At 72.9% G+C, this 26,129-nt stretch carries 21 protein-coding genes; 9 read left to right on the top strand and 12 right to left on the bottom strand.

What is annotated here, in order from left to right; all coding sequences use genetic code 11:
• Positions 1 to 111 precede the first annotated feature (111 nt).
• Positions 112 to 552 (top strand): DinB family protein, encoded by a 441-nt coding sequence (locus FH608_RS47155; RefSeq protein WP_139637735.1) that lies wholly within the window; start codon positions 112 to 114, stop codon positions 550 to 552.
• Between the two features lie 203 nt (positions 553 to 755).
• On the opposite strand, the gene FH608_RS47150 is transcribed toward FH608_RS47155, so the two are convergent.
• A complete protein-coding gene (locus tag FH608_RS47150) occupies positions 756 to 3,257 on the bottom strand; it encodes a DNA gyrase/topoisomerase IV subunit A (RefSeq protein WP_139637734.1) in 2,502 nt (833 codons plus the stop codon).
• Positions 3,258 to 3,869: 612 nt separating this feature from the next.
• Here FH608_RS47150 and FH608_RS47145 point away from each other — a divergent pair.
• Positions 3,870 to 5,987, top strand: a complete 2,118-nt coding sequence (locus tag FH608_RS47145; RefSeq protein ID WP_226900516.1) for a RecQ family ATP-dependent DNA helicase — start codon at positions 3,870 to 3,872, stop codon at positions 5,985 to 5,987.
• Positions 5,988 to 6,146: 159 nt separating this feature from the next.
• Here FH608_RS47145 and FH608_RS47140 read toward each other — a convergent pair whose 3' ends face one another.
• Positions 6,147 to 7,040 (bottom strand): carbohydrate kinase family protein, encoded by an 894-nt coding sequence (locus FH608_RS47140; RefSeq protein ID WP_139637733.1) that lies wholly within the window; start codon positions 7,038 to 7,040, stop codon positions 6,147 to 6,149.
• 179 nt (positions 7,041 to 7,219) lie between these two features.
• Between FH608_RS47140 and FH608_RS47135 the strand changes: the two genes are divergently transcribed.
• The 4 genes from FH608_RS47135 to FH608_RS47120 all read left to right on the top strand — a co-directional run bounded on the left by FH608_RS47135 (position 7,220) and on the right by FH608_RS47120 (position 13,260).
• Positions 7,220 to 10,069 (top strand): bifunctional acetate--CoA ligase family protein/GNAT family N-acetyltransferase, encoded by a 2,850-nt coding sequence (locus FH608_RS47135; RefSeq protein WP_226900515.1) that lies wholly within the window; start codon positions 7,220 to 7,222, stop codon positions 10,067 to 10,069.
• A gap of 166 nt (positions 10,070 to 10,235) precedes the next feature.
• Positions 10,236 to 10,826, top strand: a complete 591-nt coding sequence (locus tag FH608_RS47130; protein WP_139637731.1) for a DUF5998 family protein — start codon at positions 10,236 to 10,238, stop codon at positions 10,824 to 10,826.
• Positions 10,827 to 11,029: 203 nt separating this feature from the next.
• Positions 11,030 to 12,313: an alkaline phosphatase family protein gene (locus FH608_RS47125; protein WP_226900514.1), complete on the top strand. Its 1,284-nt coding sequence runs from the start codon at positions 11,030 to 11,032 to the stop codon at positions 12,311 to 12,313.
• On the top strand, positions 12,310 to 13,260 hold the full coding sequence (locus FH608_RS47120; RefSeq protein ID WP_139637730.1) for a sulfurtransferase: 951 nt from the start codon (positions 12,310 to 12,312) through the stop codon (positions 13,258 to 13,260). Before FH608_RS47125 ends, FH608_RS47120 begins: the two co-directional genes overlap by 4 nt.
• A gap of 76 nt (positions 13,261 to 13,336) precedes the next feature.
• Here FH608_RS47120 and FH608_RS47115 read toward each other — a convergent pair whose 3' ends face one another.
• The 4 genes from FH608_RS47115 to FH608_RS47100 all read right to left on the bottom strand — a co-directional run bounded on the left by FH608_RS47115 (position 13,337) and on the right by FH608_RS47100 (position 18,086).
• Entirely contained in the window at positions 13,337 to 15,913 is a 2,577-nt protein-coding gene (locus tag FH608_RS47115) for a CHAT domain-containing protein (RefSeq protein WP_139637729.1), read from the bottom strand.
• A gap of 68 nt (positions 15,914 to 15,981) precedes the next feature.
• Positions 15,982 to 16,428 carry a hypothetical protein gene (locus tag FH608_RS47110; RefSeq protein ID WP_139637728.1) on the bottom strand — a complete coding sequence of 149 codons (447 nt, stop codon included), beginning with the start codon at positions 16,426 to 16,428 and terminating at the stop codon, positions 15,982 to 15,984.
• On the bottom strand, positions 16,425 to 16,952 hold the full coding sequence (locus FH608_RS47105) for an RNA polymerase sigma factor (protein WP_139637727.1): 528 nt from the start codon (positions 16,950 to 16,952) through the stop codon (positions 16,425 to 16,427). Before FH608_RS47105 ends, FH608_RS47110 begins: the two co-directional genes overlap by 4 nt.
• Before the next feature lie 72 nt (positions 16,953 to 17,024).
• Entirely contained in the window at positions 17,025 to 18,086 is a 1,062-nt protein-coding gene (locus tag FH608_RS47100; protein ID WP_139637726.1) for a S8 family peptidase, read from the bottom strand.
• A 175-nt stretch (positions 18,087 to 18,261) separates the two neighbouring features.
• On the opposite strand from FH608_RS47100, the gene FH608_RS47095 reads away from it, so the two are divergent.
• Positions 18,262 to 18,756 carry a DUF3145 domain-containing protein gene (locus tag FH608_RS47095; RefSeq protein WP_139637725.1) on the top strand — a complete coding sequence of 165 codons (495 nt, stop codon included), beginning with the start codon at positions 18,262 to 18,264 and terminating at the stop codon, positions 18,754 to 18,756.
• Positions 18,757 to 18,879: 123 nt separating this feature from the next.
• Positions 18,880 to 19,662 carry an FAD-dependent thymidylate synthase gene (thyX, locus tag FH608_RS47090; RefSeq protein WP_139637724.1) on the top strand — a complete coding sequence of 261 codons (783 nt, stop codon included), beginning with the start codon at positions 18,880 to 18,882 and terminating at the stop codon, positions 19,660 to 19,662.
• On the opposite strand, the gene FH608_RS47085 is transcribed toward thyX, so the two are convergent.
• Positions 19,614 to 20,195, bottom strand: coding sequence for a helix-turn-helix domain-containing protein (locus FH608_RS47085; RefSeq protein ID WP_139637723.1), 582 nt, complete (start codon positions 20,193 to 20,195; stop codon positions 19,614 to 19,616). The genes thyX and FH608_RS47085 overlap by 49 nt on opposite strands.
• Positions 20,196 to 20,270: 75 nt before the next feature.
• On the opposite strand from FH608_RS47085, the gene FH608_RS47080 reads away from it, so the two are divergent.
• Entirely contained in the window at positions 20,271 to 21,107 is an 837-nt protein-coding gene (locus FH608_RS47080) for an alpha/beta fold hydrolase (protein WP_226900519.1), read from the top strand.
• 87 nt (positions 21,108 to 21,194) lie between these two features.
• Here the strand turns inward: FH608_RS47080 and FH608_RS47075 are convergent, their stop codons facing one another.
• From FH608_RS47075 to FH608_RS47055, 5 genes are all read right to left on the bottom strand, one after another.
• Positions 21,195 to 22,619: an acyl-CoA carboxylase subunit beta gene (locus FH608_RS47075; RefSeq protein ID WP_139637721.1), complete on the bottom strand. Its 1,425-nt coding sequence runs from the start codon at positions 22,617 to 22,619 to the stop codon at positions 21,195 to 21,197.
• On the bottom strand, positions 22,620 to 23,852 hold the full coding sequence (gene fabF / locus FH608_RS47070; protein ID WP_139637720.1) for a beta-ketoacyl-ACP synthase II: 1,233 nt from the start codon (positions 23,850 to 23,852) through the stop codon (positions 22,620 to 22,622). It lies immediately after the preceding gene.
• Positions 23,853 to 23,887: 35 nt separating this feature from the next.
• Positions 23,888 to 24,127, bottom strand: a complete 240-nt coding sequence (locus tag FH608_RS47065) for an acyl carrier protein (RefSeq protein WP_139637719.1) — start codon at positions 24,125 to 24,127, stop codon at positions 23,888 to 23,890.
• A 73-nt stretch (positions 24,128 to 24,200) separates the two neighbouring features.
• A complete protein-coding gene (locus tag FH608_RS47060) occupies positions 24,201 to 25,157 on the bottom strand; it encodes a beta-ketoacyl-ACP synthase III (protein ID WP_139637718.1) in 957 nt (318 codons plus the stop codon).
• Positions 25,154 to 26,050 (bottom strand): ACP S-malonyltransferase, encoded by an 897-nt coding sequence (locus tag FH608_RS47055; protein ID WP_139637717.1) that lies wholly within the window; start codon positions 26,048 to 26,050, stop codon positions 25,154 to 25,156. Before FH608_RS47055 ends, FH608_RS47060 begins: the two co-directional genes overlap by 4 nt.
• Between the last annotated feature and the right edge of the window lie 79 nt (positions 26,051 to 26,129).

Raw genomic sequence — 26,129 nt, 5'->3', positions numbered from 1 at the left:
CATCAACCTGCTCAAAGGCAACCGCGGCATGGCGACCCGTTACGACAAGCTCGCCGTACGCTACGAAGCCGTCGTCATCATCGCTGCGATCAACCAGTGGCTCAACGCCTTATGAAACACGACCTAGGCCGCTCGCTGAGCCCGGCGCCCTCGGTCGACGACGACCCGGTGGCGGCCTTCCGCGCCGCCCGCGCCGACGTGGAGGCGATCCTCGCCGACCCCGGCCTCGCCACCCGGCCCTGCGACACGCCCTCCGGCCGCCTGCCGGTCGAGCGGCACGTCGACCAGGTGGTCAGCGAGGACCTCCCCTTGCACGGCTGGGACCTCGCCCGCGCCACGTCCCAGGACGACACGATCGATCCCGAGGACGTCGAGCTGGCCTGGGCGTCCGTGCGCGCGGTGCCGGACGAGCTGATGGAGAAGCTCCGGACGCCGGGGGCGTTCGGCCCGGACATCGAGGTGTTCGGGCCGGAGGTGAAGCTGGGGGAGGACGCCTCCCCGCAGGACAGGCTCCTCGCCTTCATCGGCCGCGACCCGCACTGGCGCCCCTGACCCGGCGGTCCCGACCCGCACTGGCGCCCCTGACCCGGCGGTCACGGCCGCCTGGCCGCGCCGTCGCCATGACGCGGCCGCTCAGCGTCCCGGCCCGCCGGATCGGCGTCAACGGCCTCCGGCGCCCGCGGCGCCCCGCCACGCACGCCGGGCGGGACCCGGCGGCACGCCGGTGCGGCGGGCACCCCGCACCGGGACCGGGGTCAGTCCTCCAGCGTCGCGGGCGACTCCGTGACCGCCGGAGGCAGGGCGTCGGGGGTCGATGCCAGGGCACCACCGATGGCGCCGATGGTATGCGTGAGGCGGACGCCCGAACCGTCACGGCGACCCAGCTCGTCAGGCAGCGGCACCGGCTTGCCCACGTTGGAGACCGCCTTGGCCGGCGTCGGCCCCGCCCAGGCCAGCAGCAGCTCGTCCTCGCCCTTGAGGAAGCGCTGGGCCCGGACGCCGCCGGTCGCCCGCCCCTTGGCGGGGAAGTCCGCGTAGTCGGAGACCTTGCCGCCGCCCACCTGCGTGCCCGGCAGGGCCGTGGAGGAGCCGGCGATCGTGACCACCTGGGCGGGATGGTCGGGATCGACCACCCCGAACCAGATCACCCGCGCGCCGTCGTCCAGCCGGATGCCGGCCATGCCGCCCGCCGGCCGGCCCTGCGGGCGCACCAGCGAGGCGGGGAAGCGCAGCAACTGCGCGTCGGAGGAGATGAACACCAGGTCGTGCGACTCCGAGACGAGCTCGACGGCGCCCACCACGCTGTCGCCGTCTTTCAGGGTGATGACCTCGAAATCGTCGCGGTTGGCCGGATAGTCGGGCACCACCCGCTTGACCACGCCCTGCGTCGTGCCGAGGGCCAGGCCGGGGCCGTCGGGGTCGAGGGAGCCCAGTCCGACGACCTTCTCGTCGGGCTGGAGCGAGACGTATTCGGAGACCGGGTGCCCGCCCGACAGGGTCGGCGGATTGGCGGAGGGCGGCAACGTCGGCAGGTCGACGACCTGGATGCGGATCAGCCGGCCGAGCGATGTCACCACGCCCACCTCACCGCGTACGGACGTCTTCACGACCGACACCAGCACGTCGTGCGCGGCGCGGTCGCCCTCGCCCGCCAGCGGCGAGGCGTCGGAGGTGCGCGCCAGCAGGCCGGTCGAGGACAGCAGCGCCAGGCACGGGTCGTCGGCCACCTGCAGCTCGGTGACCGGGGTGCGGGCGACGCCGGGCGCCTCCAGCAGCACGGTGCGGCGCGGCGTGCCGTACTTCTTGGCCACGTCGGCCAGCTCGCCCGAGACGACCTGGCGGAGCTTGGTCTCGGAGGAGAGGATCTCGGTGAGCTGCGCGATCTCGTCGCTCAGCGTCTGCTTCTCCCGGTCCAGCTCCAGCTTGTCGTACTTGGTGAGCCGCCGCAGCGGCGTGTCCAGGATGTAGGCGGCCTGCGTCTCGGTCAGGTCGAACACGTCCATCAACCGGGCGCGCGCCTGTGCCGAGTCGTCCGAGGAACGGATGACCTGGATGACCTCGTCGATGTTGAGCAGGGCGATGATGAGGCCGTCGACCAGGTGCAGGCGCTCCTCGCGCTTGCGCCTCCTGAACTCCGACCTGCGGCGCACCACCTCGAGCCGGTGGTCGACATAGACCTGGAGCATCTCGCGCAGCCCGAGCGTGCGCGGCTCGCCGTCGACCAGGGCGACGTTGTTGATGCCGAACGTCTCCTCCATCGGCGTCAGGCGGTAGAGCTCCTGGAGGACGGCCTCCGGGATGAAGCCGTTCTTGATCTCGATGACCAGCCGCAGGCCCTTGTGCCGGTCGGTGAGGTCCTTGAGGTCGGCGATGCCCTGGAGCTTCTTGGCCGTCACCAGCTCCTTGATCTTGGTGACGACGCGCTCCGGGCCGACGTTGTAGGGGAGCTCGGTGACGACGATGCCCTTGCGGCGGGGCGTGATCTGCTCGACCGTGCACTTGGCCCGCATCCGGAACGTGCCACGCCCGGTCTCGTAGGCGTCGCGCACGCCCTGCAGCCCGATGATCGAGCCGCCCGTCGGCAGGTCGGGCCCCGGCACGAACTTCATCAGGTCGTCGAGCGTCGCGTCCGGCTTCTTGATCAGGTGCCGGGCGGCGGCCACGACCTCGCCGAGGTTGTGCGGCGCCATGTTGGTGGCCATCCCGACCGCGATGCCGCTGGTGCCGTTGACCAGCAGGTTGGGGAAGGCCGACGGCATGACGACCGGCTCGGTCTCCTGGCCGTCGTAGTTGGGCTTGAAGTTGACGGTGTCCTCGTCGAGCGACTCCACCATCAGCATCGCCGCCGGCGTGAGCCGGGCTTCGGTGTAACGCATGGCGGCCGGCAGGTCGTCGGGGGAGCCGAAGTTGCCGTGGCCGTCGACGAGCGGCAGGCGCATCGAGAACGGCTGCGCCAGGCGCACGAGCGCGTCGTAGATGGCGCTGTCGCCGTGGGGGTGCAGCTTGCCCATGACGTCGCCGACGACCCGCGACGACTTGACGTGGCCGCGCTCGGGGCGCAGGCCCATCTCGCTCATCGAGTAGAGGATGCGCCGCTGCACGGGCTTGAGGCCGTCGCGCGCGTCGGGCAGGGCGCGCTGATAGATCACCGAGTAGGCGTACTCGAGATAGCTGGTGCGCATCTCGGAGGAGACGTCGATGTCGACGATCCGCTCCTCGAAGTCCTCAGGTGGGGGTGCAGTCGTGCGTCGGGCCATCTTGTGCTGCGCGGCTGCCTCGGCCGTCGCGCCGAGGGGAAGCGCATCCTCCTTCTGTCCTTGTGCTGTAACCGTATCCGTCAGCTCGCTGGAGAAGCGTCAGATCGGCGGTTGAGGCGGCGACGTAACCTCTGTCGATCGCGAGGCGATGACGGCCAGAGGCGCGCACGGCCACGCGACCGGTATGGGTTCCGGTGTGTTCGCCCCTGGAGATGATGGCACGAGCCGCGTCTCCTGTGATCTGTCCATAGCGCTCCCGCCGCCTGGCCCGGCACCGCGCCGAGGCCCCGATGATACTCGCCCCATGCCGATTCTCGCATATCTGTTCGATGTCGCCGTGGTCAAGAGATCTTCGCCGCACGGCCCCGCCGTGGCCGGAACATCCTTGTCGTACGGCTGCGCCGTGGCAGGCCACCCGCCGCACTCCGGCTGGTGGCCCTCCATGTCACGCCCTCTGACCCTTCAGCGGCGCGCCGCCGTTACGGAGCGCACGCTTGACCGGCTGGGTGGTGACCCGGGACCGCGCCGTATCGGACAGGAATGTGCCGCACGGGACGGGTTCAGAGTACGGCGACGGACGCCGGTGGCGCTGGAGCGTGGTAACAAGGGGGAATGATTGACGCCCCCGATGCCGGGATGTTGCGGGAAGAGGCCGAGGAGCGGTTGCGGGCGCTGGCCGGTGAGCACGCCGTGCTCCGCGACGACCAGTGGGCCGCCATCGAGGCCCTGGTGGTGGACCGGCGGCGGGTGCTCGTCGTGCAGCGCACCGGCTGGGGCAAGTCGGCCGTCTACTTCGTGGCCACCGCGCTGCTGCGCGAGCTGGGCGAGGGCCCCACGGTCATCGTCTCGCCGCTGCTGGCGCTCATGCGCAACCAGATCGCCGCCGCCGAACGGGCCGGCATCAGGGCCGTCACGATCAACTCCGCCAACCCCGAGGCGTGGGAGGAGATCTACGGGCAGGTCGCCGAGGGCATGGTCGACGTGCTCCTGGTCAGTCCCGAGCGGCTCAACAACCCCGACTTCCGCGACAACGTGCTGCCCGAGCTGGCCGAGAGCGCCGGGCTCGTGGTGGTCGACGAGGCCCACTGCATCTCCGACTGGGGGCACGACTTCAGGCCTGACTACCGGCGGCTGGCCACGCTCTTCGGGGAGCTGCCGCCGGGCATCCCGGTCCTCGCCACCACCGCCACCGCCAACGCCCGCGTCACCCGCGACGTGGCCGAGCAGATGCGCCTGCCCGGCGACACCGGCGACGGCGACGGCGGCGGCACGCTCGTCCTGCGCGGGCCGCTGGAGCGGGAGAGCCTCCACCTGAGCGTCGTGCGCCTGGCCACCGCCGAGCAGCGGCTGGCGTGGCTGGCGCAGACGCTGCGCGAGCTGCCCGGCTCCGGCATCGTCTACACCCTCACCGTCGCCGCCGCCCACGAGATCGCCGGATACCTGCGCGAGCAGGGGTTCGAGGTGGCCTCCTACTCCGGCCAGACCGACCCGGCCGAGCGGCTGGCGGCCGAGGAGGCGCTGCTGCAGAACAAGCTCAAGGCGCTGGTGGCCACCAGCGCGCTGGGGATGGGGTTCGACAAGCCGGACCTGGGCTTCGTGGTGCACGTGGGGGCGCCGCAGTCGCCCGTCGCCTACTACCAGCAGGTCGGCCGGGCCGGGCGCGGGGTCGAGCGGGCCGAGGTGATCCTGCTGCCCGGCACCGAGGATCGCGAGATCTGGGCATATTTCGCCTCACTGGCGTTCCCTCCGGAGCCGGTCGTGCGGGCCACGCTCAGCGCTCTCGAAGAGCGCGGCGTCATGTCCACGCCCGCGCTCGAGACCGCCGTCGACCTCAGCCGGAGCCGGCTGGAGATGATGCTCAAGGTCCTCGACGTCGACGGCGCCGTACGCCGGGTCAAGGGCGGCTGGGAGGCCACCGGCGAGCCGTGGGCGTACGACGCCGAGCGCTACGCCCGCATCGCCGCCGAGCGCAGGTCCGAGCAGGAGGCCATGCTCGGCTACCTGACGACGTCCGAGTGCAGGGAGCAGTTCCTGCGCAGGCACCTCGACGACGAGGCCGCCAAGCCGTGCGGGCGCTGCGACAACTGCACCGGCGCGCACCGCTCCACGGAGATCGGCGGGCAGGCCGTCGAGAGCGCCCGCCAGCGTCTCACCAGGCCGGGCGTCGAGATCGAGGCCCGCAAGCAGTGGCCGACCGGGCTGCCCGACCTGTCCGGGCGGATCAAGCCCGAGCTGGGCGCCGAGCCGGGCCGGGCGCTCGGCAGGCTGACCGACATCGGGTGGGGCAACCGGCTGCGGGAGCTGTTCGGCGGGGCGGACGGGCCCATGGCCGACGACATGTTCGCGGCCGTGGTGCAGGTCCTGTCGGCCTGGGACTGGCGCGAGCGGCCCGTCGCCGTGGTGAACGTCCCCTCGGCGACCCGGCCGGCGCTCGTGCGCGCGTTCGCCGAGCGGCTGGCGTCGGTGGGGCGGCTGACCTACCTGGGCGAGCTGGGCTACCGTGCGGGGACGCCGGGGCAGCAGTTCAACAGCGCCAAGCGGGTGCGGGCCGTGCGGGCGACGCTGGCCATGCCGAAGGAGCTGGCCGCCGCGATCGCGGGGTGCGGCGGGCCGGTGCTGCTCGTGGACGATCGCGTCGACACGGGGTGGACGATGACGCTGGGCGCGGCCCTCGTACGGCACGCGGGCGCGCCGGCGGTGCTGCCGCTCGCCCTGGCCACCACCAGCTGACCCGCACGGGCACCCTCTCAGAGAGGGTGCACGGCAACGGCCGGAACGGCGCGGGCGCGCACCAGCCAGACAGGACGGACGCAAAGGCCGGAACGGCGCAGGCCGACGCCGGGCGAGGGTGCCTGGCGCCGATCAGGCGGGGTGTGTGGATGGCGGCGGTCAGAACGGCGGGCGGGCGCCCAGGTGCATGATCGCCTTGGCGGCCAGCCGGCAGCCCGAGGCCAGCGACTCGGCCGGCGGCTTGCCCGCCAGCCACGGAGGCAGGAACCCGGCGCAGAACGCGTCTCCCGCTCCCGTGCCGTCCACGATCTTGTCGACCGGCTCGGCGGCCACGTGGACCGGCTCGGGCCTGCCATTGCTGAACCAGAGCGCGCCCTCGGCGTTCATCTTGATGACGACCTGCGGGAACCACGCGGTGAGCACCTTGGCGGCCGCCTCGGCGTCGTCGCGCCCGGTCAGCACCTTGGCCTGCTCGATGTTGGCGAACAGCAGCTTGGCGCCGTTGGTCCACTCCAGGAACGGCTCCGCCCCCGTGCGCTCCAGCGGCGCGGACGAGGCGCAGTCGACCGAGATCGACATCCCGCTCCTGCGGGCCATGTCGAGCGCCGCCAGGCCCGCGTCGCGCGAGCCCTCGTTGATCAGCGTGTAGCCCGACAGGTGGAGGTGCGAGCCCTGCCCGAACAGGTCACGCGGGAGGTCTTCCGGCGACAACGCCGCGTTGGCGCCCGGATCGGAGAGCATGGTGCGCTCGCCCTTGTGCGTGACGAGCACCACGCAGGTGCCGGTGGGGCGCTCAGGATCCATGACGAGCCGGGCGTCGACCCCGTAACCCATCAGCTCCATGTCGCGGTTTCGCCCCGTGATGTCGGCGCCCCTGCGGCCGATGAAGGCGACCTCGGCGCCTTCGACGGCGAGCCACGAGGAGATGTTGGCCCCGGAGCCGCCGCCGTGCATGGTCACGATCGCCGGGGTGTCGCTGGCCCTGGCGAGCGCATAACGGGCGCGCGCGACCGCGTCGGTCATGAGATCGCCCACCACGACGACCCGCGTCATGATGTCACCACCTTGCTGCCTTCAGAACGAGCCTGGCCACGGCAAAACTAACAGCTTCCGGGCTGCTCGTGGGGCGGACCCAGGACACCGGGCCGCAGTCGATGCACAAGCGTTGCCCAACAGGCGCTCAATCGGGGCTGGGGTCTTGGCATGTGGAACGGGGGTTTACTCTCAACACTGTGGAGGCACACTATCCCGCCCATTGGGAGGCGGATGTCGTCCTGGCCGACGGCGGAACGGCCCACGTCCGGCCCATCAAGCCCGCAGACGCCGACCGCCTCCGCTCCTTTTACTCGCGTTTGTCAGACGAGTCGATCTATTTTCGCTTCTTCGGTCCGAGGCCTCGGTTGTCCGACAGAGAAGTCGAGCGCTTCACCAATGTCGACTACGTCAACCGGGTCGCCCTGATCGCGACGATCGGCACCGAGATGGTCGCCGTCATCCGCTACGACCGTACCGGCCCCGGAGAGGCGGAAGTGGCCTTCCTCGTCGAGGACGCGCACCAGGGCAGGGGAGTGGCCTCCGTGCTCCTGGAGCACCTCGCCGCCACCGCACGCGAGCGCGGCATCGAACGCTTCGTCGCCGACGTCCTGCCGGCCAACATGCGCATGACCGGCCTGCTGCGCCAGGCGGGTTACACGGCCCAGAGCCAGTTCGAGGACGGCGTCGTACGCATGACGCTCGACCTCACCCCGACCGAGACCTCCACGGAGGTCACGCTCGCCCGCGAGCACCGGGCCGAGTCCAGGTCCATCGCCCGGCTGCTCACCCCCGGCTCGGTCGCCGTCATCGGCGCCTCCCGCGAGCCCGGCGGGGTCGGCCAGACCGTCCTGCGCAACCTGCTGGCCGCCGACTTCACCGGCCCCGTCTATCCGGTGCACCGTGAGGTGCGGGCGGTGGCCGGCGTCCGCGCCTACCCCAGCGTCACCGCGATCGACGGCGACGTGGACCTCGCCGTGGTGGCCGTCCCCGCCTCCGGCGTGATCGACGTGGTCAAGGAGTGCGCCGAGAAGGGCGTGCACGGGCTGGTGGTGGTCTCGTCGGGGTTCGGCGAGACCGGGGCCGAGGGCAGGGCGATGCAGGACGAGGTGGCCAGGATCGCCCGCTCCTACGGCCTGCGCGTCGTGGGCCCCAACTGCCTCGGCATCGCCAACACCGACCCCGTCGTCAAGCTCAACGCCACCCTCGCCGCCACCCTGCCGTGCAGGGGGAAGGTGGGCTTCTTCAGCCAGTCGGGCGCCCTCGGCACCGCGCTGCTCCAGCGGGTGGCGCAGCGCGGCATGGGCATCTCGACGTTCGTCTCCGCCGGCAACAGGGCCGACGTCTCCGGCAACGACCTGCTGCAGTACTGGGAGGAGGACGACTCGACCGAGGTGATCCTGCTCTACCTGGAGTCGCTCGGCAATCCGCGCAAGTTCACCCGGCTGGCCAGGCGCATCTCCCGGAGCAAGCCCGTCGTGGTGGTCAAGAGCGGCGGCACTCCGGCCGGCCACTCGGCCGAGGAGCTGGGGCTGCCCGACTCCGCGATCAGCCCGCTGTTCGAGCAGGCCGGCCTGATCAGGGTGGACGACCTCATCCAGCTGTTCGACGTGGGCCAGCTGCTGGCCTACCAACCGCTCCCCGCCGGGCCCAGGGTCGCGCTCGTGACCAACTCCGACGCGCTCGGCCTGCTCGCCGCCGACGCCTGCCTCGCCGCCCGCCTGGAGCCGCGCCCGCCGGTCAACCTGGGCCCCGCCGCCGGGGCGCCGGAGTTCGGTACGGCCCTCGCCGGCGAGCTCGCCTCCCCCGACGTCGACGCCGCCGTCGTGATCTACATGCCGCCCATCCCCGGCGACACGGAGGAGGTGGCGGCCGAGCTGATCCGGGTGTCCAAGGGGGCCGCCAAGCCGGTGCTCGCGACGTTCGAGGGACATCTGGGCATGCATCCGGCCCTGCGCGTCGAGACCCACGCGCCGGGGTGCGGGGTGACGCCGTCGCGCGGCTCGATCCCCTCGTACGCGGCACCGGAGGAGGCGGTCAGGGCGCTGGCGCACGTGGTCCGCTACGCGCAGTGGCGCTCCCACCCGGCGGTGCCGCCGCCGGAGCTCGACGACATCGACCCGTCCCGCGCCCAGGCCCTGGTCCGCACCCTCCTCACCACGCCTCCCGCGGACCCTTCGGGGGCGCCTGTGGGCATGCTGGTCGCCGCGGACCTCTCGGGCGAGCCTGTGAGCATCTCGGGTGACGCGGACGCTTCGGATGAGCCTGTGAGCATCCCGAGCGACACGGGCCTCCCGGGTGAGCCGGTGAGCGCCCCGGGCGACGCGAGGGCCGAGCCGGGAGGCGACGACGCATCGCAGGGAGCGTTCGCGCAGGCCGGGCCGCCCGTCGAGGTGGACGCCGCCGAACTGCTGTCCTGCTACGGCCTCACCGTCTGGCCGGCCGAGGTGGTGCGGTCGCCGGAGGAGGCGGTCGCGGCGGCCGAGCGGCTGGGGTGGCCGGTGGTGCTCAAGGTGGCCGACCCCGGGGCCTCGCGCCGCGCGGGCACCGTCCGGCTCGGGCTGACAAGTCCTGAGATGGTACGCCAGGCGTATGCCGGATTCGCCGATCAGCCGGGCGAGGCGGTGGAGCTGGCCGTCCAGCGGATGGCGCCGCAGCCCGCCGTGCCGACCGTCGTTGCCGCCGTCGAGGACCCCGCGTTCGGCCCGGTCGTGTCGTTCGGGCTCGGGGAGGTGACCGCGCGGCTCCTGCTCGACCAGGGCTTCCGGCTCGCCCCGCTCACCCGCGAGGACGCCGCCGCCCTGGTGCGCTCGGTGCGCGCCGCCCCGCTGCTCTTCGGCGAGTACGGCTACCCGCCCGTCGCCGTGGACGCCCTGGAAGACCTCCTGGTACGCGTCGGTCGCCTGGCCGGCGACCTGCCGGAGGTGGCCAGGCTGGACCTTGACCAGGTGCTCGTCGGTGAGTCGAACGCCATCATCCTGGGCGCCCGCGCCACCCTGCGCACCCCCGCGGGCCCGCGTCTGGACGGCGGCCCGAGAAGGCTGTCGTGATCCGCTCTCAGCGAAGGAAGTCGAACAGCGCTGAGAGGGCGACGATCAGCCACGGTTGGCGGCAATTAAGGTGAGCTGAAGTGCACCTGGATGCCCGGATAAAAGACGTTATAGAGCGTTATATCCGGCGGGTGAGCGCACTGCCGGGCCCTGGCAGGATGGACCCATGAGGGAAACCCGAGTCTCCGCCGCGGGCCTGCGCGAAGCGATCGAGCGCAGCGGCTACTATCCCGACCTCGTCACCGACGCGGTCGAATCCGCGCTGGGCAAGGAGGCGGTGACCGCCTTCGTGGTCCATCACGAGGCCACGTTCGATCCCGCGATGGAGGTGCGCAGGCACGTCACCGTCCTGGTGCTGACGGCGACGCGGCTGCTGGTGTGCCACACCGACGAGCATCCGGCGGTGGAGGGCGTCTCGACGTCCCACGCCTCGACGACCACGGAGGCCGTGCGGCTGAGCCGCGTCCAGTCGGTCGCCGTCACCCGCGTGGTGCCCGATCCCGCCTCCTACGTCCCCGGCGTGCCACCGACGGAGGCGACGCTCACGATCGGGTGGGGCGCCATCTCCCACGTGGACCTGGAGCCCGCCACGTGCGGCGACGAGAACTGCGAGGCCGACCACGGCTACACGGGCGCGATCACGGCCGACGACCTGTCGCTCCGGGTGAGCGAGGCGGCCGACGGCCCGGAGGCGGTCACCCACGTGCTCGCCTTCGCCAAGGCGCTCTCCGAGGCCACGGCCCGCGCCGCCTCCTGACGGCCGCGCGACGGCCGGCACTCGCGGCGAAGAACGCGGCCCACGACGCGCTCGTAACGGCGAGCGACCCGTGAGCCTTCACGACCGGCCATGACAGCCGGGAGTGGCGACGGCGAGTGCGGGTCACTTGGCTGTGCCGTAAGAGAAGGAAGGCGAGATCCACGCGACAGGGGAGAGCTCCGCGAAGGCAGGGGATGATGGCCATGCTGGTGCCTCGGTACGGCGGCGGGTCGCTGGCCGACCTGCCCGATGCGCTGCTGGCGGCCCTGGGCGCGCCCGCCCCCGGCACATCCAGTGCGGCGGCTGAGCACGGCACGTCCAACGCGGCGCCCCAGGACGGCGACGCCCCCACCCCGGCGGAGGGGTTCGGCGCGGCGAGCATGTCCGGTGGGACAGACGCGCGCGACACCAGCCCTCCCACCCCGCACACCACCTCCCATGCCACCCCGCCCCACCACTCCCCGCTCGTCCTGGGCCGTGCCGACCGGGTGTGCCTCTTCCTCGTGGACGGCCTGGGGGCCGAGTTGCTGCGGGCGCACGCCGGAGCCGCGCCGTTCCTGTCCGGGCTGGCGGGCACGACTCTCACCGCCGGGTTCCCCGCCACCACGGTCACCAGCCTGTGCTCGCTCGGCACGGGCCTGACGCCCGGCGAGCACGGCATGCTCGGGCTGACGCTGGCCGTGCCCGGCACCGGACGGCTGTTCAACTGCCTGCGCTGGACGTTGCCCGGCGGCGAGACCATGGACCCGCACCGGTGGCAGCCCGCCCCGACCGTCTACGAGCGCGCCGCGAGGGCGGGGATCGACTCCGTCTACGTCGCCCCCGGCGAGTTCGAGGGCACCGGGCTGACCAGGGCGGTCTACCGGGGCGTGCGTTACGTGCCCGCCGACACCGTGGACGAGCGCGTCGCCCGGGTGCACGAGGCGATGCGGGCGGGTTCCACGCATGTCACCGTCTACTACGGCGATCTGGACGCCGCCGGGCACATGACGGGGTGGGGGAGCGACGAGTGGCTGCGGCAGCTCACCGTCGTCGACGACATGGCCAGGCGGCTCGCCGAGGGGCTGCCACCCGGGTCCGCCCTCTACGTGACCGCCGACCACGGCATGGTCAACGCCACCGAGAAGATCGACGCCGAGAAGGCGACCGAGCTGACGGAAGGCGTGGCTCTGCTCGGCGGTGAGGCCAGGGCCAGGCACGTCTACGCCCGGCCGGGAGCCGCGGAGGACGTGCTGGAGGCGTGGCGCGACACTTTGCGCGGCAAGGCCTGGGTAGTGTCCAGGCAGGAGGCGGTCGAGGCGGGCTGGTTCGGGCCGCGGGTGCGCGACGCCTGGCTCGAACGCATCGGCGACGTCGTGGCCGTCCCCCACACCGACCTGGCGATCATCGCACCTACTCGCCACCCGATCGAGGCCCTGTTCATCGGCTACCACGGCTCGATGACGGCGGCCGAGCAGAACGTCCCACTCCTGGAGGTCCGTACGTGAGCAGCCCGCTGATCACACCTGCCGAGCTCGCCGCACTCGACGACGTGACGGTGCTCGACGTCCGCTGGCGCCTCGGCGGGCCGCCCGGGGTGGAGTACTACCGGGAGGGGCACATCCCGGGCGCCGTCTACTGCGACCTCGACACGGACCTCGCGTCGCCTCCCGGCGAGGGCGGGCGGCACCCGCTGCCGGAGGCGGGCGCGTTCCAGCACGCGATGCGACGGCTCGGCGTGTCGGACGGCCGCCCGGTGGTGGTGTACGACGACGCGGGCTCCACGGTGGCGGCCAGGGCGTGGTGGGCGCTGCGCTACTTCGGTCATCGGGACGTTCGCGTGCTGGACGGCGGGCTGCCGGCGTGGATCGAGGCCGGGCTGCCCACCACCAAGGACGCACCCGACCTGCCTGGCCCGGATGCGGTCGGGTCGGTCGGGGTTGTGCCGGATCAGGGCGCTTCGGGCGGGCCTGCCTCGGAGGTGGCCGGCTCGTCGGCATCTGGTGGCGCGCGGGCCGGCGGAGCAGAGGCCGGTGAAGGAGCGGCCGGGGGTGACTTCACGGCGCGGCCGGGCGGGATGCCGGTGCTGACGGCGGACGAGGCGGCGGCGCTCGCCACCCAGGGGGTGCTGCTCGACGCCAGGGCCGCTGAGCGCTACCGCGGCGAGGTGGAGCCGGTCGATCCGGTGGCGGGGCACGTCCCGGGGGCCGTCAACGCGCCGACGACGGAGAACGTCGGGCCCGACGGCCGGTTCCGCACGCCTGCCGCGCTCCGGGAGCGCTTCGCCGGGCTCGGGGTTCAGGAGGGGGTCCGGACGGGGGCGTACTGCGGGTCGGGCGTGACGGCCGCGCACGAGGTGCTGGCGCTGGAGGTCGCCGGTCTGCCCGCCGCACTGTACGTGGGCTCCTGGTCCAACTGGGTCGCCGACCCCTCAAGGCCCGTCGCCACCGGCTGACCACCGACCCCGCCCGCCCGGCTGGCCCGTCTGGCTGGTCGGCGGACGTAGCGGTGTCTGCCGCCTCAGGCCACAGTCAGTACAGGGGCTGGTCGCCTGCGCCGAAGCAGGCGAAGCCCAGTTCGCCTGTCTTGGCGGCGGCCGAGGCCAGGGCGGCGGCCGGGGAGTGGCCGGCCGCCACGAGCTCGTGGAACACGCTCATCAACGCCCGAGCCCCCTCATCCCGTACCGGCACCAGCCCCGCCACCACGCACGACGAGCCCTTGGCCAGGAACGTGCCGGGCAGCCCCAGCGGCGCCCCGTCCACCGGTGTGCGCGACATCCCGGAGTTGCACGCCGACAGCACCACCAACTCCGGAGAGCGGGGGACGTCCAGCAGGTCGTACGCCATCAGCGGGCCGTCGTCCAGCGTGATGCCCGACACCAGGGGGCTGCGCGCGTGGAAGACCCCGTGGGCGGCCAGGTGCAGGACGTCGGCCACCCCCAGCGCCTCCAGGACCGCCGGCCCGCGCGCCGGCACCTCGCGGGCGTCGGGGTGGCAGGCGAGGACGTTCGCCACCTCGCCGTGCGCGTGCGCCAGGGACGGCCCGGCGGCGGCCACCACCACGGGCGGTCCCGGCCGGCGGGCGTGGCGCAGCTCCCGGGCCCGCACCCAGGCGGCCGCGCTGGCGGCCACGGTCACGGGCCGTTCGCGCAGGCACGGCAGCGCTCCCCATGGCAGCGTGTGCAGGGCGCCGACGGGCACCACCACCAGCGGGCCGCCGTCGCCCAGCTCGGCCAGGATCGGGCGCAACAGCAGCCGCTCGACCTCCAGGCCCGCCGCCTCGACGTCCGCCACGTCACGGGGCGAGCCCATCGCCATGTCCGAAAGGTGGCCGTCGGGGGAGGGCGGCGGCGGGGTGGGGCTCTCGCCGGCGCGCCGCCGCAGCGCGTACCGCAGCCGGACGATCGCCTCCTTGACCGCCCGCACGTCTCCCACCCGCCGCAGCGTCGCCCGCCCCTCGGCGATCACCACGGCCAGCAGGGCCTCCTCGTCCGCCACGAACTCCACCAGCGCCCCCGCCCCGAGCTCGGCCCGCACCCGGTCGGTGTCGACCAGGGAACACGCGTGGGACGGCGCCGCCACGGCGCGCCACCGCTCGGCGAACTCGAAGACCTCCCCCGCGCACCCGCCGCGCACCGCGAGCCCCAGCCCGAACGCCGCCAGCCGTTCCCCGGCCCGGGCCGCGTGGGCGCGCAGCGCCGGGTCGTCGAACGTCTCCACCTGCTCGCTCACCTCGCTCAGCCCGTTGCGGACCGCGCGGAAGGCCCCTGTGGCGTCCTCCTGCAGCGACGCCTCCAGCGCGAGCGCGTGCTGGCGTACCGGCACGGGGATCTCGGCCGTCCGGGCAGGCTCCGCGGCGAGCGAGGTGAGCTGGGTGCCGATCGGGGCCCATGGCTCCTCGCGTTCGGCGTGCTCGGTGAGCCGGGCGAGCTGCGCCGAGGCCGTCGGGTGGTCGTCGAGGGCGAGCGCGGCCTCGGCCGCGACGAGCCGCAGCGCGGCGGCTCCCGCCAGGTGGGCGAAGCCGTCCTCCAGCTCGTCGGCGCACGTGACGAGCTCGGCGACCAGGGCGGGCGTGACGGGTTCGAGGGCCAGCCGGGCACGCAGGACGACCTCCCTGGCCAGCGGCAGCCACGACGTGCGGTCCTGGGCGGCCAGCTCGGCCGCCGCCTGCTCGGCCACCTGGCGCGCCCGGTGCGGGTCGCCGGTCAGCAGCTCCACCTGGGCCAGCTTCAGCCGCGCCTCCGCCAGCGCCACGTGCGCGCCCGACGCCTCCAGGTCCGGCACGGCGAGGCTCAGCATGGCCCTGGCCTCGCCGGGCAGGTGGGCGGCCAGCAGGGCCCCGGCGAAGTCCGCCCGCATCGTGGCCAGCCGCTCGGGGAAGCCGAACAGGGTGTCCTCGGCCTCGCGGTACTGCTTGAACGCCCCGGCGATGTCGCCGCGGCGTACGGCGAGGAAGGGCAGGTTCGCGGCGGACAGGCGGGCCAGGTGCAGCAGCCCCGCGTGGTTGGAGATCTCCAGGCAGGCGGTCAGGTCGCGCATGGCGGCGTCCCAGTCGCCGCGGAAGGAGTGGACCAGGCCGCGGTTGAGCAGCCCGCCCGCCAGGAACCTGCGGTCGTCGATGGTGCCGGGCGCGGTCACGAGCACCCGCAGCGCGCGGTCGCAGGCGGCGATGGCCTCCTGGTGGCGTCCGAGGCGGGCCAGGGCGACGGCGCGCTGCGTGTCGAGCTTGGCGCGGTCGAGCGGCGAGAGGTCCGTCCAGGCCAGGGCGGCCACGCGCAGGGCCTGGAGCGGGTGGCCGCGTTCGGTGCGTACGGTGACCAGCGAGAGGCGGGCCTGGGCGATCCGGTCGGGCGGTGCGCCGTCGGTGGCGATGGCCGCGCGCAGGTGGTGTTCGGCGCCGCGGAGGTCGCCCAGCTCGCGGGCGGCCAGCGCGATGGCCCGGAGCGCCACGGCCTCGGCCTCGGCGCTGCGGGCCCGGCGCGCGGCCGACAGGACGAAGCGGCCCGCCTGGAGTGCGTGGCCGGGATCGACCAGCGAGCGCATGACGGCGGCCTCGGCCGCCACGACGAGCGGGTCGCGGTCGCCGGGTGGGTCTGGTGTCGCACTCATGGTGGGCCTTGGGTACGAAACGGCCGAGAGAGGACGCGGCTCGCTCGGCCGGCCGGTAAGGGGTCGGGTCAGGGGCGGATGCGTACCCACCGGGTCTGGACGGGTTGGTGGCCGGGCCGGTGGCAGACCACGCTGAGCCAGCCGGGCGGCAGGCCGGTCGCGGCGAAGTCGCCGGTGTTGGCGATGCGCCGGGAGAGCGTCAGGTGCGGGGTCCGTACGTCGATGACGGCCCCCTCGCCCGGGTACGGGAAGACGTGGCCCGCGACGTCGATGAGACCGTCGCCGATCGTCACCTCCAGGTCGAAGGTGAGGCCTGCCGTGACGAAACGCACCAGGTGCGAGCCCTGGCCATCACGCACGCCGCCGGGTGCGGCGCACTCGGCGGGAGCGGCGGTGACCGCTCCCGGGACCCGGAGCCCGAAGGCGTCACGCGCCGCGGCGGACACGTGACCCGGGACCGGGTCGTTCCCGGAGGCCAGCCGGAGGGCCGCCAGGAAGTATTCGTCGTTGATCATTGCGCTGTCTCCTGTGCTGAGATCAGAGTGCGCAGTTTTTCGAGGCAGCGGGCCTTGGTAGGGCCGACGCTGCCCACGGGGAGCCCGAGCCGCGCCGCCATCTGCTGGTTGCCGAGGTCGATCGCGACCAGCTGGAGGAGTGAGCGGCATGGCTCGTGCAGCGTGGAGACCGTCTTCCACAGCAGGCGCCTGCCGTCGGCCTCCAGGACGGCGGACTCGGGGTCGGGCTCTTCGACGATCTCGAGCGAGGTGACGCCGGGCCGCTGCTTGCGCAGCATCAGAAGGGCCTCGCGGCGCACGGTCGTCATGAGCCAGCCGCCGACGGCCGCCGGCTCCCTGATGGTGTGGAAGTGCTGCAGCAGGCGCAGCCAGGCGCCCTGGACGGCGTCCGCGGCGTCGGAGGGGCTCAGGCCGCAGGCACGGGCCACGGCCCACATGCGGGGCCCGAACCTGGACTCCAGCTCGTCCCAGGCCGACCGGTCACCCTCGGCCGCAGCGACGAGCAGCTCCGCCGGATCCCGCATGCGGCCTCCTTCCGCCCGGCACAGGCAGGCGATCATACCTCCCCGTGATTGCCCGAGGACTGAGCGTAAACTCTACAGACTCGCCGGGACGAGGACCCCCAGATCGCGAATTTGCCGCGCCCCATGCCCGTCCAGCATTCTCCTGACCACCTCCCTCGCGGGCTCGGTCCTGGCGGCGTCCGCGACGGCCCCGGCGACCAGGGCGGTGGCGAACGACGTGCCGCTCCACGCCGCGTATCCCGCGAAGTCGCCCCCGTGCACCGAACCGTCGAGGAAACTGCTGGTCAGCCAGTCGCCGGGGGCGCAGGCGTCCACCCAGTCGCCGTGGCCGGAGTAGGGGGCGCGGCGCTCGCCCGAGGCGTCCACGGCTCCCACGCCGACCACGGAGGGCAGCGCGGCGGGCCAGAACGGGCGGTCGGAGGCCGTGTTGCCGGCGCAGGCCACGGTCACCGTGCCGGCCGCCCTCCCCGTCGGCGTGTCGACCGGCGGGCCGGCCAGCTCGGCGATCGCGTCGCTCAGCAGGGGCGGCGGCCGGTCGTCGAAGGTGTGGCCGCCGAAGGAGAGGTTCAGCACGTGCGGCGGGTGCTCGCGCAGCCGGTGGAGGGCGCGTACGACGGTCGCCTCGTCGCCGACGCCGTCGCCGTCGAGCACCCGGTGCACGCGCAGCGCCGCTCCCGGGGCCCGGCGGGCCAGCAGGCCCGCGATGAACGTGCCGTGCCCCGCCTGCGCGCCCTCCGCGGCGTCGGCGTCCTCGGGGGCGATCCGGTCGTACCAGTCGCCGCCGGACCACCACGGGTGCTCGGCCACCCCGGTGTCGAGCAGTCCCACGACCACGCCGGAACGGGACCTGCCCGGCTTGTGGGAGACGGGCGGGACGGGGAAGGGCCTCGAGGCGGGACCGCCGAAGAACAGCGGCTGGCCCAGGAACACGTGGTTGGGGGAGGCCCTGTGGCCCTGCTCGCGCAGCTCGCGCGCGACCTCGCAGGGGTCGGCGCCGGGCGACAGGTGGAGCACGCAGACGCCGTCGGCCTCGGAGACCGCCTGGGTCCAGCGCGAGGCGACCGACAGCGCCGACCGGTCGGTCAGCACCTGCCCGGGCCTGATGTACGCCGCGCCGACGGATTCGATTTCCATGACGCCGTATGTTTCCCCGCTCGACCAGCTGTCACATGCCGCTCCCGCACCAAGTTGGTATGGCCCCCCTCTGGTGTCAGATGGCGACCGACGGTAGTCTCTCCCTAGTCACTTGTGATCATCCCGGGACGAGGCCGTTGGGGAAGGCGCACCTCGTACCGAAACGGGAGGTCCGGTGTCTGCTCGTGGCGTCCTTTACGTCCACTCGGCTCAGCCCGCGCTGTGCCCTCACATCGAATGGGCAGTCGCGGGTGTCCTTGGCGTGCCCGTAGATCTGACGTGGACGCCCCAACCCGCCGCGCCCAACGTCGTGCGCGCACAGGCGGAGTGGGAGGGCCGCGCGGGCATCGCGGCGGCGATCGCGTCGTCGCTCATGGGCTGGCAGCGCCTCAGATTCGAGATCACCGAGGACGGCTCGCCGGGCGTGGACGGGTCCCGGCACGCCTACACGCCGACGCTCGGCGCTTTCACCGCGGTCATCGGCGCCGCGGGCGATATCATGATCCCCGAAGACCGGCTCAGGGCCGCGATGATGATGGCCGCCCAGGGGCGGTGTGTGCTGGAGGACGAGCTGGACAAGATGCTCGGGCGGCCGTGGGACGAGGAGCTGGAGCCGTTCCGGTACGCGGGCGACGGCGCGCCGGTCCGCTGGCTGCACGCCGCCGTCTGAGCAGGCGCCCGCCACCCGGTGCCGGGGGGGACCGGAGGCAGGGGGCCGGATTCGCGCGGAGTCGCGGGAGCTGGTTGGCTTGGGGCCGTCACAATCGCGGCCGATTCCGAGCGGGGGCTCCTCATGCGTACTGTCGAACCCGAGGTCTTCATCGTCGCCCGTCCGTCGCTGGACTACGACGAGCTGGCCCGCTACCTGGCCGAGGTCGGCGGCGAGAGCTGGCTGGAGCGGCTCGACCGCGGCGACCTCGACGCGCAGAACCTCGCCGAGTTCGCCGGCCGGCTCTGCTACCGCTCCTTCGAGCCCGGCCTCAACCCCAACGTGGTCAAGATCAGGCAGGACCAGAGCGACTACCTGCGTAACATCCTGGCCAGCGCCCACGGCTCGGTCCTCGAGCACGTCAGCTTCAGCTTCGTGCTGCACAACGTCAGCCGGGTCCTCACCCACGAGCTGGTCAGGCACCGTCCCGGCGTGGCGATCTCGCAGGAGTCGCTGCGGTTCGTCCGGCTGGACGAGCTGCCGTTCTGGTTCCCCGAGTGGGCGCGGGCCGACGACGAGCTGATGAAGCGGGCCACGGGCGTGCTGGAGCAGCTCGAGCAGTTCCAGCTGTGGATGGCCGAGCACTTCGGGCTCGACGAGGAGGGCGTGCCGTTCGCGGAGAAGAAGCATCGCACGTCGTTCATGCGCAGGTTCGCCCCCGAGGGCGTGGCGACGGGGCTGGTGTGGACCGCGAACGTGCGCACGCTGCGGCACACGATCGAGGCCCGCACCGCCGCGGGCGCGGAGGAGGAGATCCGCCTGCTGTTCCAGCGCATCGGCGAGCTCATGCGCCGGGAGGCGCCCGCCCTCTTCGGCGACTACGTGGTCGAGGACGGCGCCTGGGTGCCGGGCTGGCGCAAGGTCTGACCCGGCGGCCGCTCGGCGGGGAACAGGATCGCGCTGATCAGGTACGCCGTGCGGCCCGGCGCGGGAGCGTTGGCCAGCCGGTCACGCAGGACGGCGAGCAGGTCGGCCGTCATCTCGCTGAGCTCGTCCGGGCTCAGCCACAGGGTGCCCTGGCGGTAGGAGACCGAGTCGGCCGCCGGGTCGGCGCCGTCGCGGTCCAGGTAGGCGTTGAACTCGGCGATCAGGACGGCCATGGCCGCGGCGAACGCCCGGCGGTGGTCGTCGAGCGACATCGCGGCGGCCGCGCCGGCGTCGATCGTGGGCCGGTCGCGGCGTAGCCGGTAGCTGCGCTCGACCGCGCCGCGCACCCGCTGCTCGCCCTCCACCTCCAGGAACCCACCCTCGACCAGCTGGGCGACCTGGCGGTACATCGTGATCTTCGGAATCTCCGGCATGCGGGCGCACAGCTGCGCGATCGTCAGCGTGCCCGCCGCGGACAGGGCATGCACGATGCGCAGCCGTACCGGATGCAGCAGCTGCTCGACGGGGTCCATGGCGCAACGATTTCACATGAGATACCGTTATCAAAAATGAAAACGTAGCGGCGGGGCGGAGGCGGCGTGCGCGAGATGCCGGGGCGGAGGGTGCCGGTCAACGGCCGGCACGTCTATGTCGAGGAGTCCGGCCAGGGGCAGGAACAGGTGGTCTTCGAGGCGGGCGCCGCCTGCGGCCGGACCTTCTGGGATCCGGTGTTGCCGCTGCTGGCCGGCCGGGCGCGGCTGCTGGCCTACGATCGCGCCGGGCGCGCGCTCAGCGGCCGCACCACCGGGCGGCTCAGCGTCGATGACCTGGCCGCGGACCTGGTCGCCCTGACCGAGGCCGTCGTCCCGGGCGCGTTCGTGCTCGTCGCGCACAGCATGGGCGGGCTGGTCGCCCGCCGTGCCGCCGAGCGCCTGGGATCACGGCTGCGAGGACTGCTGCTGGTCGACGCGCTGCCGGAGACCGCGCCGGTGTACGACACGTGGGACCGGACCACCGAGAAGGTCGACCGGACGCTGGCCGTGACGCAGGCGCTCAGCCGTTTCCCGCCGCTGGCCCGGCTGTTCAGCGGCAACGTCCGCCGCCTGTTCCCCGCCGACACCTACCGGACCATGCTCGCCGAGGACTTCACCCCAGCCGGGACCGCGCAGACCCGCAAGGAGATGCGGGCCGTGGCGGCCGCCATCCCGCAGTTCCGCGCCCGGCCGCCCCAGCTCCCGAAATGTCCGACCATCGTGCTGTCCGCCGCCCGCGCCGCCCGCGGGCGGGAACGTCAGCATGCCGCCATCCGCGAGCACCAGCGCCGCTACGCCGGGACCCTGCCCGACGGGCGCCACGAGGACGTCGACTCGGGGCACCTCATCCCGGCCGAGCAGCCGCACCTCGTCGCCGACCGGATCCGCCGGCTCCTGGGCGGCACCTCCTGATCGCCCGCCCGATCAGCCTCTCGGACTGGACGCCCAACGCGAGAGGCCCCGCACCGGTGCTCGGTGCGGGGCCACGTGCGAGGACGGCTACAGCGGGATGTTGCCGTGCGCGCCGCGGGCCGGGGTGGCCTGGGCGAGGACCCGGGCGATGGCGCCGCGGGTCTCCTCCGGCTTGATCACCTCGTCGATCACGCCCAGCTCCTGGGCGCGTACGAGCCCGCCGACCACCTTCTCGTGCTCGGCGGCCAGCTGCTGCTCCAGCTCGGCCCGCTCCTCCTCCGGCGCGGCGGCCAGCTGGCGCCGCTTGAGGATGCGCACGGCCGCCACCGAGCCCATGACCGCCACCTCGGTGGTGGGCCAGGCGAACACCTTGGTGGCTCCGAGCGCGCGGGAGTTCATGGCGATGTAGGCGCCGCCGATCGCCTTGCGCGTGTACAGCGTGATCCGCGGGACCGACGCCTCGGCAAAGGCGTGCAGCAGCTTGGCCCCCCGCCGGACCACCCCGTCGTGCTCCTGCCCGACCCCGGGCAGGTAACCGGGCACGTCCACGAGGACAACCAACGGCACCCCGAAAGCGTCACACATACGAACGAAGCGGGCGGCTTTCTCGGCGGACGTGGCGTCGAGGCAGCCGCCGAGCCGCATCGGGTTGTTGGCGATCATTCCGACCGTCCGGCCACCGAGGCGGCCCAGCGACGTGACGATGTTCGGCGCCCACTTGGGGTGCAGCTCGATGCCTGGCTCGTCGAGCAGGCCGTTGACCAGCGGCTTGACGTCGTACGCGCGCCGCGCCGAGTCGGGCAGCAGGGTCGAGAAGTCCACTTCCTCGACTTCTCCCCTGCGCACCCGGCCCTGGTGGCCGAGGAGCGTGGCCAGCTGGCGCGCCTTGACGTAGGCGTCGGTCTCGGTCTTGGTGGCGATGTGCACGACACCGCTGCGCTTGCTGTGGGGCTCCGGGCCGCCCAGGGCCGCGGCGTCGACGTTCTCGCCGGTGACGCTGCGGACCACGTCGGGCCCGGTGACGAAGATGCGGCCGGAGTCGGCCAGGATCACGATGTCGGTCAGCGCGGGGCCGTAGGCGGCGCCGCCGGCGGCCGGGCCGACGACCACGGAGATCTGCGGCACCACGCCGGACGCCTTGGTCATGGCGGCGAAGACCCGGCCGACCGCGTGCAGCGACTCGACGCCTTCGAGGATGCGCGCGCCGCCGGAGTGCCAGATGCCGATGATCGGCACCCGCTCGCGTACGGCCACGTCATAGGCGTGCACGATGTGCTCGCAGCCCTCGCTGCTCATGGCGCCGCCCTGGATGCGGCCGTCGCTGCAGAAGGCGACGACGGGCACGCCCTCGACGCGGCCCATCGCGGCCAGCGCGGCGCTGTCGTCCTGGGGAGTGATCAGCCGCAGCGAGCCCTCGTCGAGCAGCGCGGTCAGACGCACGACTGGATCGCGGGGATCGACGGGCTCCGGATCGGAGCCTTCGGTCGCCACCCTGTTGTCCAGCACGGTCATTTATGCCCCCTTAAACACGACGGTCACGTTGTGGCCGCCGAATCCGAACGAGTTGTTGACCGCGGCGATGTCGCCCTGGGGCAGCGTGCGGTTGGCCCCATGGACGAGATCGACCTCGATGCCGTCGTCGAGGTTGTCGATGTTGATGGTCGCGGGGACGATCCGGTCCTGCAGCGCCTTGATCGTGAAGACGGACTCGATGCCGCCGGCCCCGCCGAGCAGGTGACCGGTCATGGACTTGGTCGAGGTCACCAGCGGGTGGGTGCCGATGGCCTTGGCCACCGCCTGCACCTCGCCGATGTCTCCCGCAGGGGTGGAGGTGGCGTGCGCGTTGACGTGCTTGACGTCGTGGCCGGTGATGCCGGCGTCGGTCAGCGCCTGCGTCATCGCCATGATCTGGCCGCGGCCCTCGGGCTCGGGCTGCGTGATGTGGTGGGCGTCGGCGGAGTAGCCGACCCCGGCGCAGTAGGCGTAGATCCGCGCGCCGCGCGCCCTGGCGTGCTCCTCGGACTCCAGCACCACGATGCCGGCGCCCTCTCCGAGCACGAACCCGTCACGGTCGCGGTCCCACGGCCTGGACGCGCCCTGCGGGTCGTCGTTGCGGGTGGACATGGCCCGCGCGGCGGCGAAGGCCGCCATGTTGAGCCCGTGGATGGCGGCCTCGGTGCCTCCGGCGACCACGACGTCGGCACGGCCCGCCCTGATCATGTCCATCGCGTAGCCGATGGCCTCGGCACCGGACGCGCACGCCGACACGGTGGCGTGCACACCCGCCTGGGCCTTCAGGTCGAGGCCGATCCAGGCGGCGGGCCCGTTGGGCATGAGCATCGGCACGGTGAACGGCGACAGCCGGTTCCAGCCGCGCTCGCGATAGGTGTCGTAGGCCGTCAGCGTGGTGGTGATGCCGCCGATGCCGCTGGAGACGACGACGCCGAGCCGCTCGGGAGCCACCTCGGGGGCGCCGGCGTCCTGCCAGGCCTCCCTCGCGGCGACCATGGCGAACTGCTCGCTGCGGTCGAGACGGCGGGTCTCGGGCCGGGGCAGCACCTCGGTGGGGTCGACGGCGGCCGTCCCCGCGAACTTCACGGGGACGGTGTCGATCCAGTCCGTGGTGAGGGTCTCGACACCCGACTGACCGGCGAGGAGCGCCGTCCAGGTCGAGGTGACGTCTCCACCGACGGGCGTCGTCGCGCCAAGCCCGGTGACGACGACACGTACCCGGTTCGCACTCACGTTTTCGCGCTCCTTGCTAGTCAGAATGTGGTTGGTCAGCCCTGGATGAAGCTGAGGACGTCCTTGACCGTCTTCAGGTTCTTGAGCTGGTCGTCGGGGATCTCGACGCCGAACTCGTCCTGCGCGGCCACGGCGATCTCGACCATCGACAGGGAGTCGATGTCGAGGTCGTCCACGAAGCTCTTCTCCGGGGTCACGTCCGAGGCCGGGATGCCGGTGATCTCGTTGATGATCTTGCCGAGGCCCGCGAGGATGTCCTGCTCGGTGGCAGCCATGGTGATAGTTCTCCTTCGGTTTTCTTGGTTTCTGTACGGGCGGTGCCGTACAAGCTCTGGATGGAGCGGGGGGCTACGGGATCTCGATCACTTGGCCCGCGTACGTCAGGCCCGCGCCGAAGCCGAGCACCAGCGCGAGGCCGCCGGAGCGGACCTCGCCGCGCTCCAGCATGCGTGACAGGGCCAGCGGGATCGAGGCGGCCGAGGTGTTGCCGGCGTTGACGATGTCACGGGCGATCACGGCGTTGTCGGCACCGAGCTTGCGCGCGATGGCCTCGACGATGCGCAGGTTGGCCTGGTGCGGCACGAACGCCGACAGCTCGGAGGGCTCGACGCCGGCGCGCCGGCAGGCCTCGAGCGCGACCGGGTGCAGCGCGGTGGTCGCCCAGCGGAAGACGGTCTGGCCCTCCTGGTGGAGGAAGTGCTGGCGGTCCTTGACCACGATCGCGTCGGCCTTGTCGCCGGCGCTGCCCCACACCACGGGGCCGATGCCGGGGGTGTCGGCCGGGCCCACCACCGCGGCGCCCGCGCCGTCGGCGAAGATCACGGCGGTGGACCTGTCGGTCCAGTCGACCCACTGCGACAGCTTCTCCGCGCCGATGACCAGCACGTGCCTGGCCGAGCCCCCGCGTACGACGGCGCTGGCGGTGCCGAGCGCGTAGCAGAAGCCCGCGCAGGCGGCGTTGACGTCGAAGGCGCCCGGCGACTGGATGCCGAGGCGGTGCGCCACGATGGCGGAGGCGTTGGGGATCTGCGTCTCGAGCGTGCAGGTGGCCACGATGACCAGGTCGACGTCCTCGGGCGACAGGCCACTCGCGGCCAGCGCCTTGCCGCCGGCGATGGTCGCCATGTCCTCGACGGACTCGCCCGCGGGCGCTACCCGGCGCTCCTTGATGCCGACCCGGGACTGGATCCACTCGTCGTTGGTGTCCATGGTCTTGGCCAGGTCGTCGTTGGTGACGACGTGCGCCGGCTGGTAGTGGCCGAAGGCGAGAATCCTCGCGCCCGGGGCGATGTCGGGGATCTTCACTTGATCAGCTCCCTGGCCGCGTCGAGGTCGTCGGGGGTCTTCAGCGCCACCGTGCGCACGCCGCGCATGCCGCGCTTGGCCAGGCCGGTGAGCGTGCCACCGGGCAGCAGCTCGATCATCTCCGTGACGCCGAGCGCGGTCATGGTCTCCATGCAGGCGCCCCACCTGACGGGGCTGCTGATCTGCTTGACCAGCCGCTCCACGAACTCGGTGCCGGTGGCGACCGCCTGGCCGTCCGCGTTGGACAGCAGCGTGACGCCCGGGTCTGCGGGGACGACATGCGAGGCGGCCTCGCGCAGGGTCTCCACGGCCGGCGCCATGTGATGGGTGTGGAACGCGCCCGCCACGCGCAGCGCGATGAGGCGCGCACGGGCCGGCGGGTCGTCCTTGAGCGCGGCCAGCTGCTCCAGCGTGCCGCCCGCGACGATCTGGCCGGCGCCGTTGACGTTGGCCGGGGTCAGGCCGTGGCGGTCGATGGCGGCCAGGACGTCGTCCTCGGCGCCCCCGAGCACGGCGGTCATGCCGGTCTCGGCGATCGCGGCCGCCTTGGCCATGGCCTGGGCGCGGTCGCGGACCAGCGTGAGCGCCTGCTCGTGGGTGAGCACCCCGGCCAGCGCCGCGGCGGCGAACTCGCCCACGCTGTGACCGGCGAGCACGTCGGGAGTGACCCCGAGCGCCTCGGCCGAGGCCAGCGCGGCGGCCACGAGCAGGGGTTGCGCGACGGCGGTGTCGCGGATCTCGTCGGCGTCCGCGGTGGTGCCATAGCTGATCAGATCGAGCCCGACGACCTCCGACCAGGCACCGAGTCTGTCGGCCAGGCCGGGCAGCTCGAGCCAGGGACTCAGGAAGCCCGGCGTTTGGGCACCTTGGCCCGGAGCGACGAGTACAAGCACAAAACCCACCTTGCCCTGTAGAACTCCGACACGCGGATAATGATCCGCACGAACTTCGTCCGGGGGGTTTTGTAGGAAG

Origin of the sequence: Nonomuraea phyllanthi (genome assembly GCF_006334985.2) — a bacterium.
Taxonomy (GTDB): domain Bacteria; phylum Actinomycetota; class Actinomycetes; order Streptosporangiales; family Streptosporangiaceae; genus Nonomuraea; species Nonomuraea phyllanthi.
This window is presented reverse-complemented; position numbering and strand designations above follow the sequence as displayed.

What these genes read in the sequence shown, in the direction of transcription:
- FH608_RS47155 (WP_139637735.1), top strand. Translation starts at nt 112, where the DNA reads ATGAAACACGACCTAGGCCGCTCGCTGAGCCCGGCGCCCTCGGTCGAC.
- FH608_RS47150 (WP_139637734.1), bottom strand. Translation starts at nt 3,257, where the DNA reads ATGGCCCGACGCACGACTGCACCCCCACCTGAGGACTTCGAGGAGCGG.
- FH608_RS47145 (WP_226900516.1), top strand. Translation starts at nt 3,870, where the DNA reads ATGATTGACGCCCCCGATGCCGGGATGTTGCGGGAAGAGGCCGAGGAG.
- FH608_RS47140 (WP_139637733.1), bottom strand. Translation starts at nt 7,040, where the DNA reads ATGACGCGGGTCGTCGTGGTGGGCGATCTCATGACCGACGCGGTCGCG.
- FH608_RS47130 (WP_139637731.1), top strand. Translation starts at nt 10,236, where the DNA reads ATGAGGGAAACCCGAGTCTCCGCCGCGGGCCTGCGCGAAGCGATCGAG.
- FH608_RS47125 (WP_226900514.1), top strand. Translation starts at nt 11,030, where the DNA reads ATGCTGGTGCCTCGGTACGGCGGCGGGTCGCTGGCCGACCTGCCCGAT.
- FH608_RS47115 (WP_139637729.1), bottom strand. Translation starts at nt 15,913, where the DNA reads ATGAGTGCGACACCAGACCCACCCGGCGACCGCGACCCGCTCGTCGTG.
- FH608_RS47110 (WP_139637728.1), bottom strand. Translation starts at nt 16,428, where the DNA reads ATGATCAACGACGAATACTTCCTGGCGGCCCTCCGGCTGGCCTCCGGG.
- FH608_RS47105 (WP_139637727.1), bottom strand. Translation starts at nt 16,952, where the DNA reads ATGCGGGATCCGGCGGAGCTGCTCGTCGCTGCGGCCGAGGGTGACCGG.
- FH608_RS47100 (WP_139637726.1), bottom strand. Translation starts at nt 18,086, where the DNA reads ATGGAAATCGAATCCGTCGGCGCGGCGTACATCAGGCCCGGGCAGGTG.
- thyX (WP_139637724.1), top strand. Translation starts at nt 18,880, where the DNA reads ATGCGTACTGTCGAACCCGAGGTCTTCATCGTCGCCCGTCCGTCGCTG.
- FH608_RS47085 (WP_139637723.1), bottom strand. Translation starts at nt 20,195, where the DNA reads ATGGACCCCGTCGAGCAGCTGCTGCATCCGGTACGGCTGCGCATCGTG.
- FH608_RS47080 (WP_226900519.1), top strand. Translation starts at nt 20,271, where the DNA reads ATGCCGGGGCGGAGGGTGCCGGTCAACGGCCGGCACGTCTATGTCGAG.
- FH608_RS47075 (WP_139637721.1), bottom strand. Translation starts at nt 22,619, where the DNA reads ATGACCGTGCTGGACAACAGGGTGGCGACCGAAGGCTCCGATCCGGAG.
- FH608_RS47065 (WP_139637719.1), bottom strand. Translation starts at nt 24,127, where the DNA reads ATGGCTGCCACCGAGCAGGACATCCTCGCGGGCCTCGGCAAGATCATC.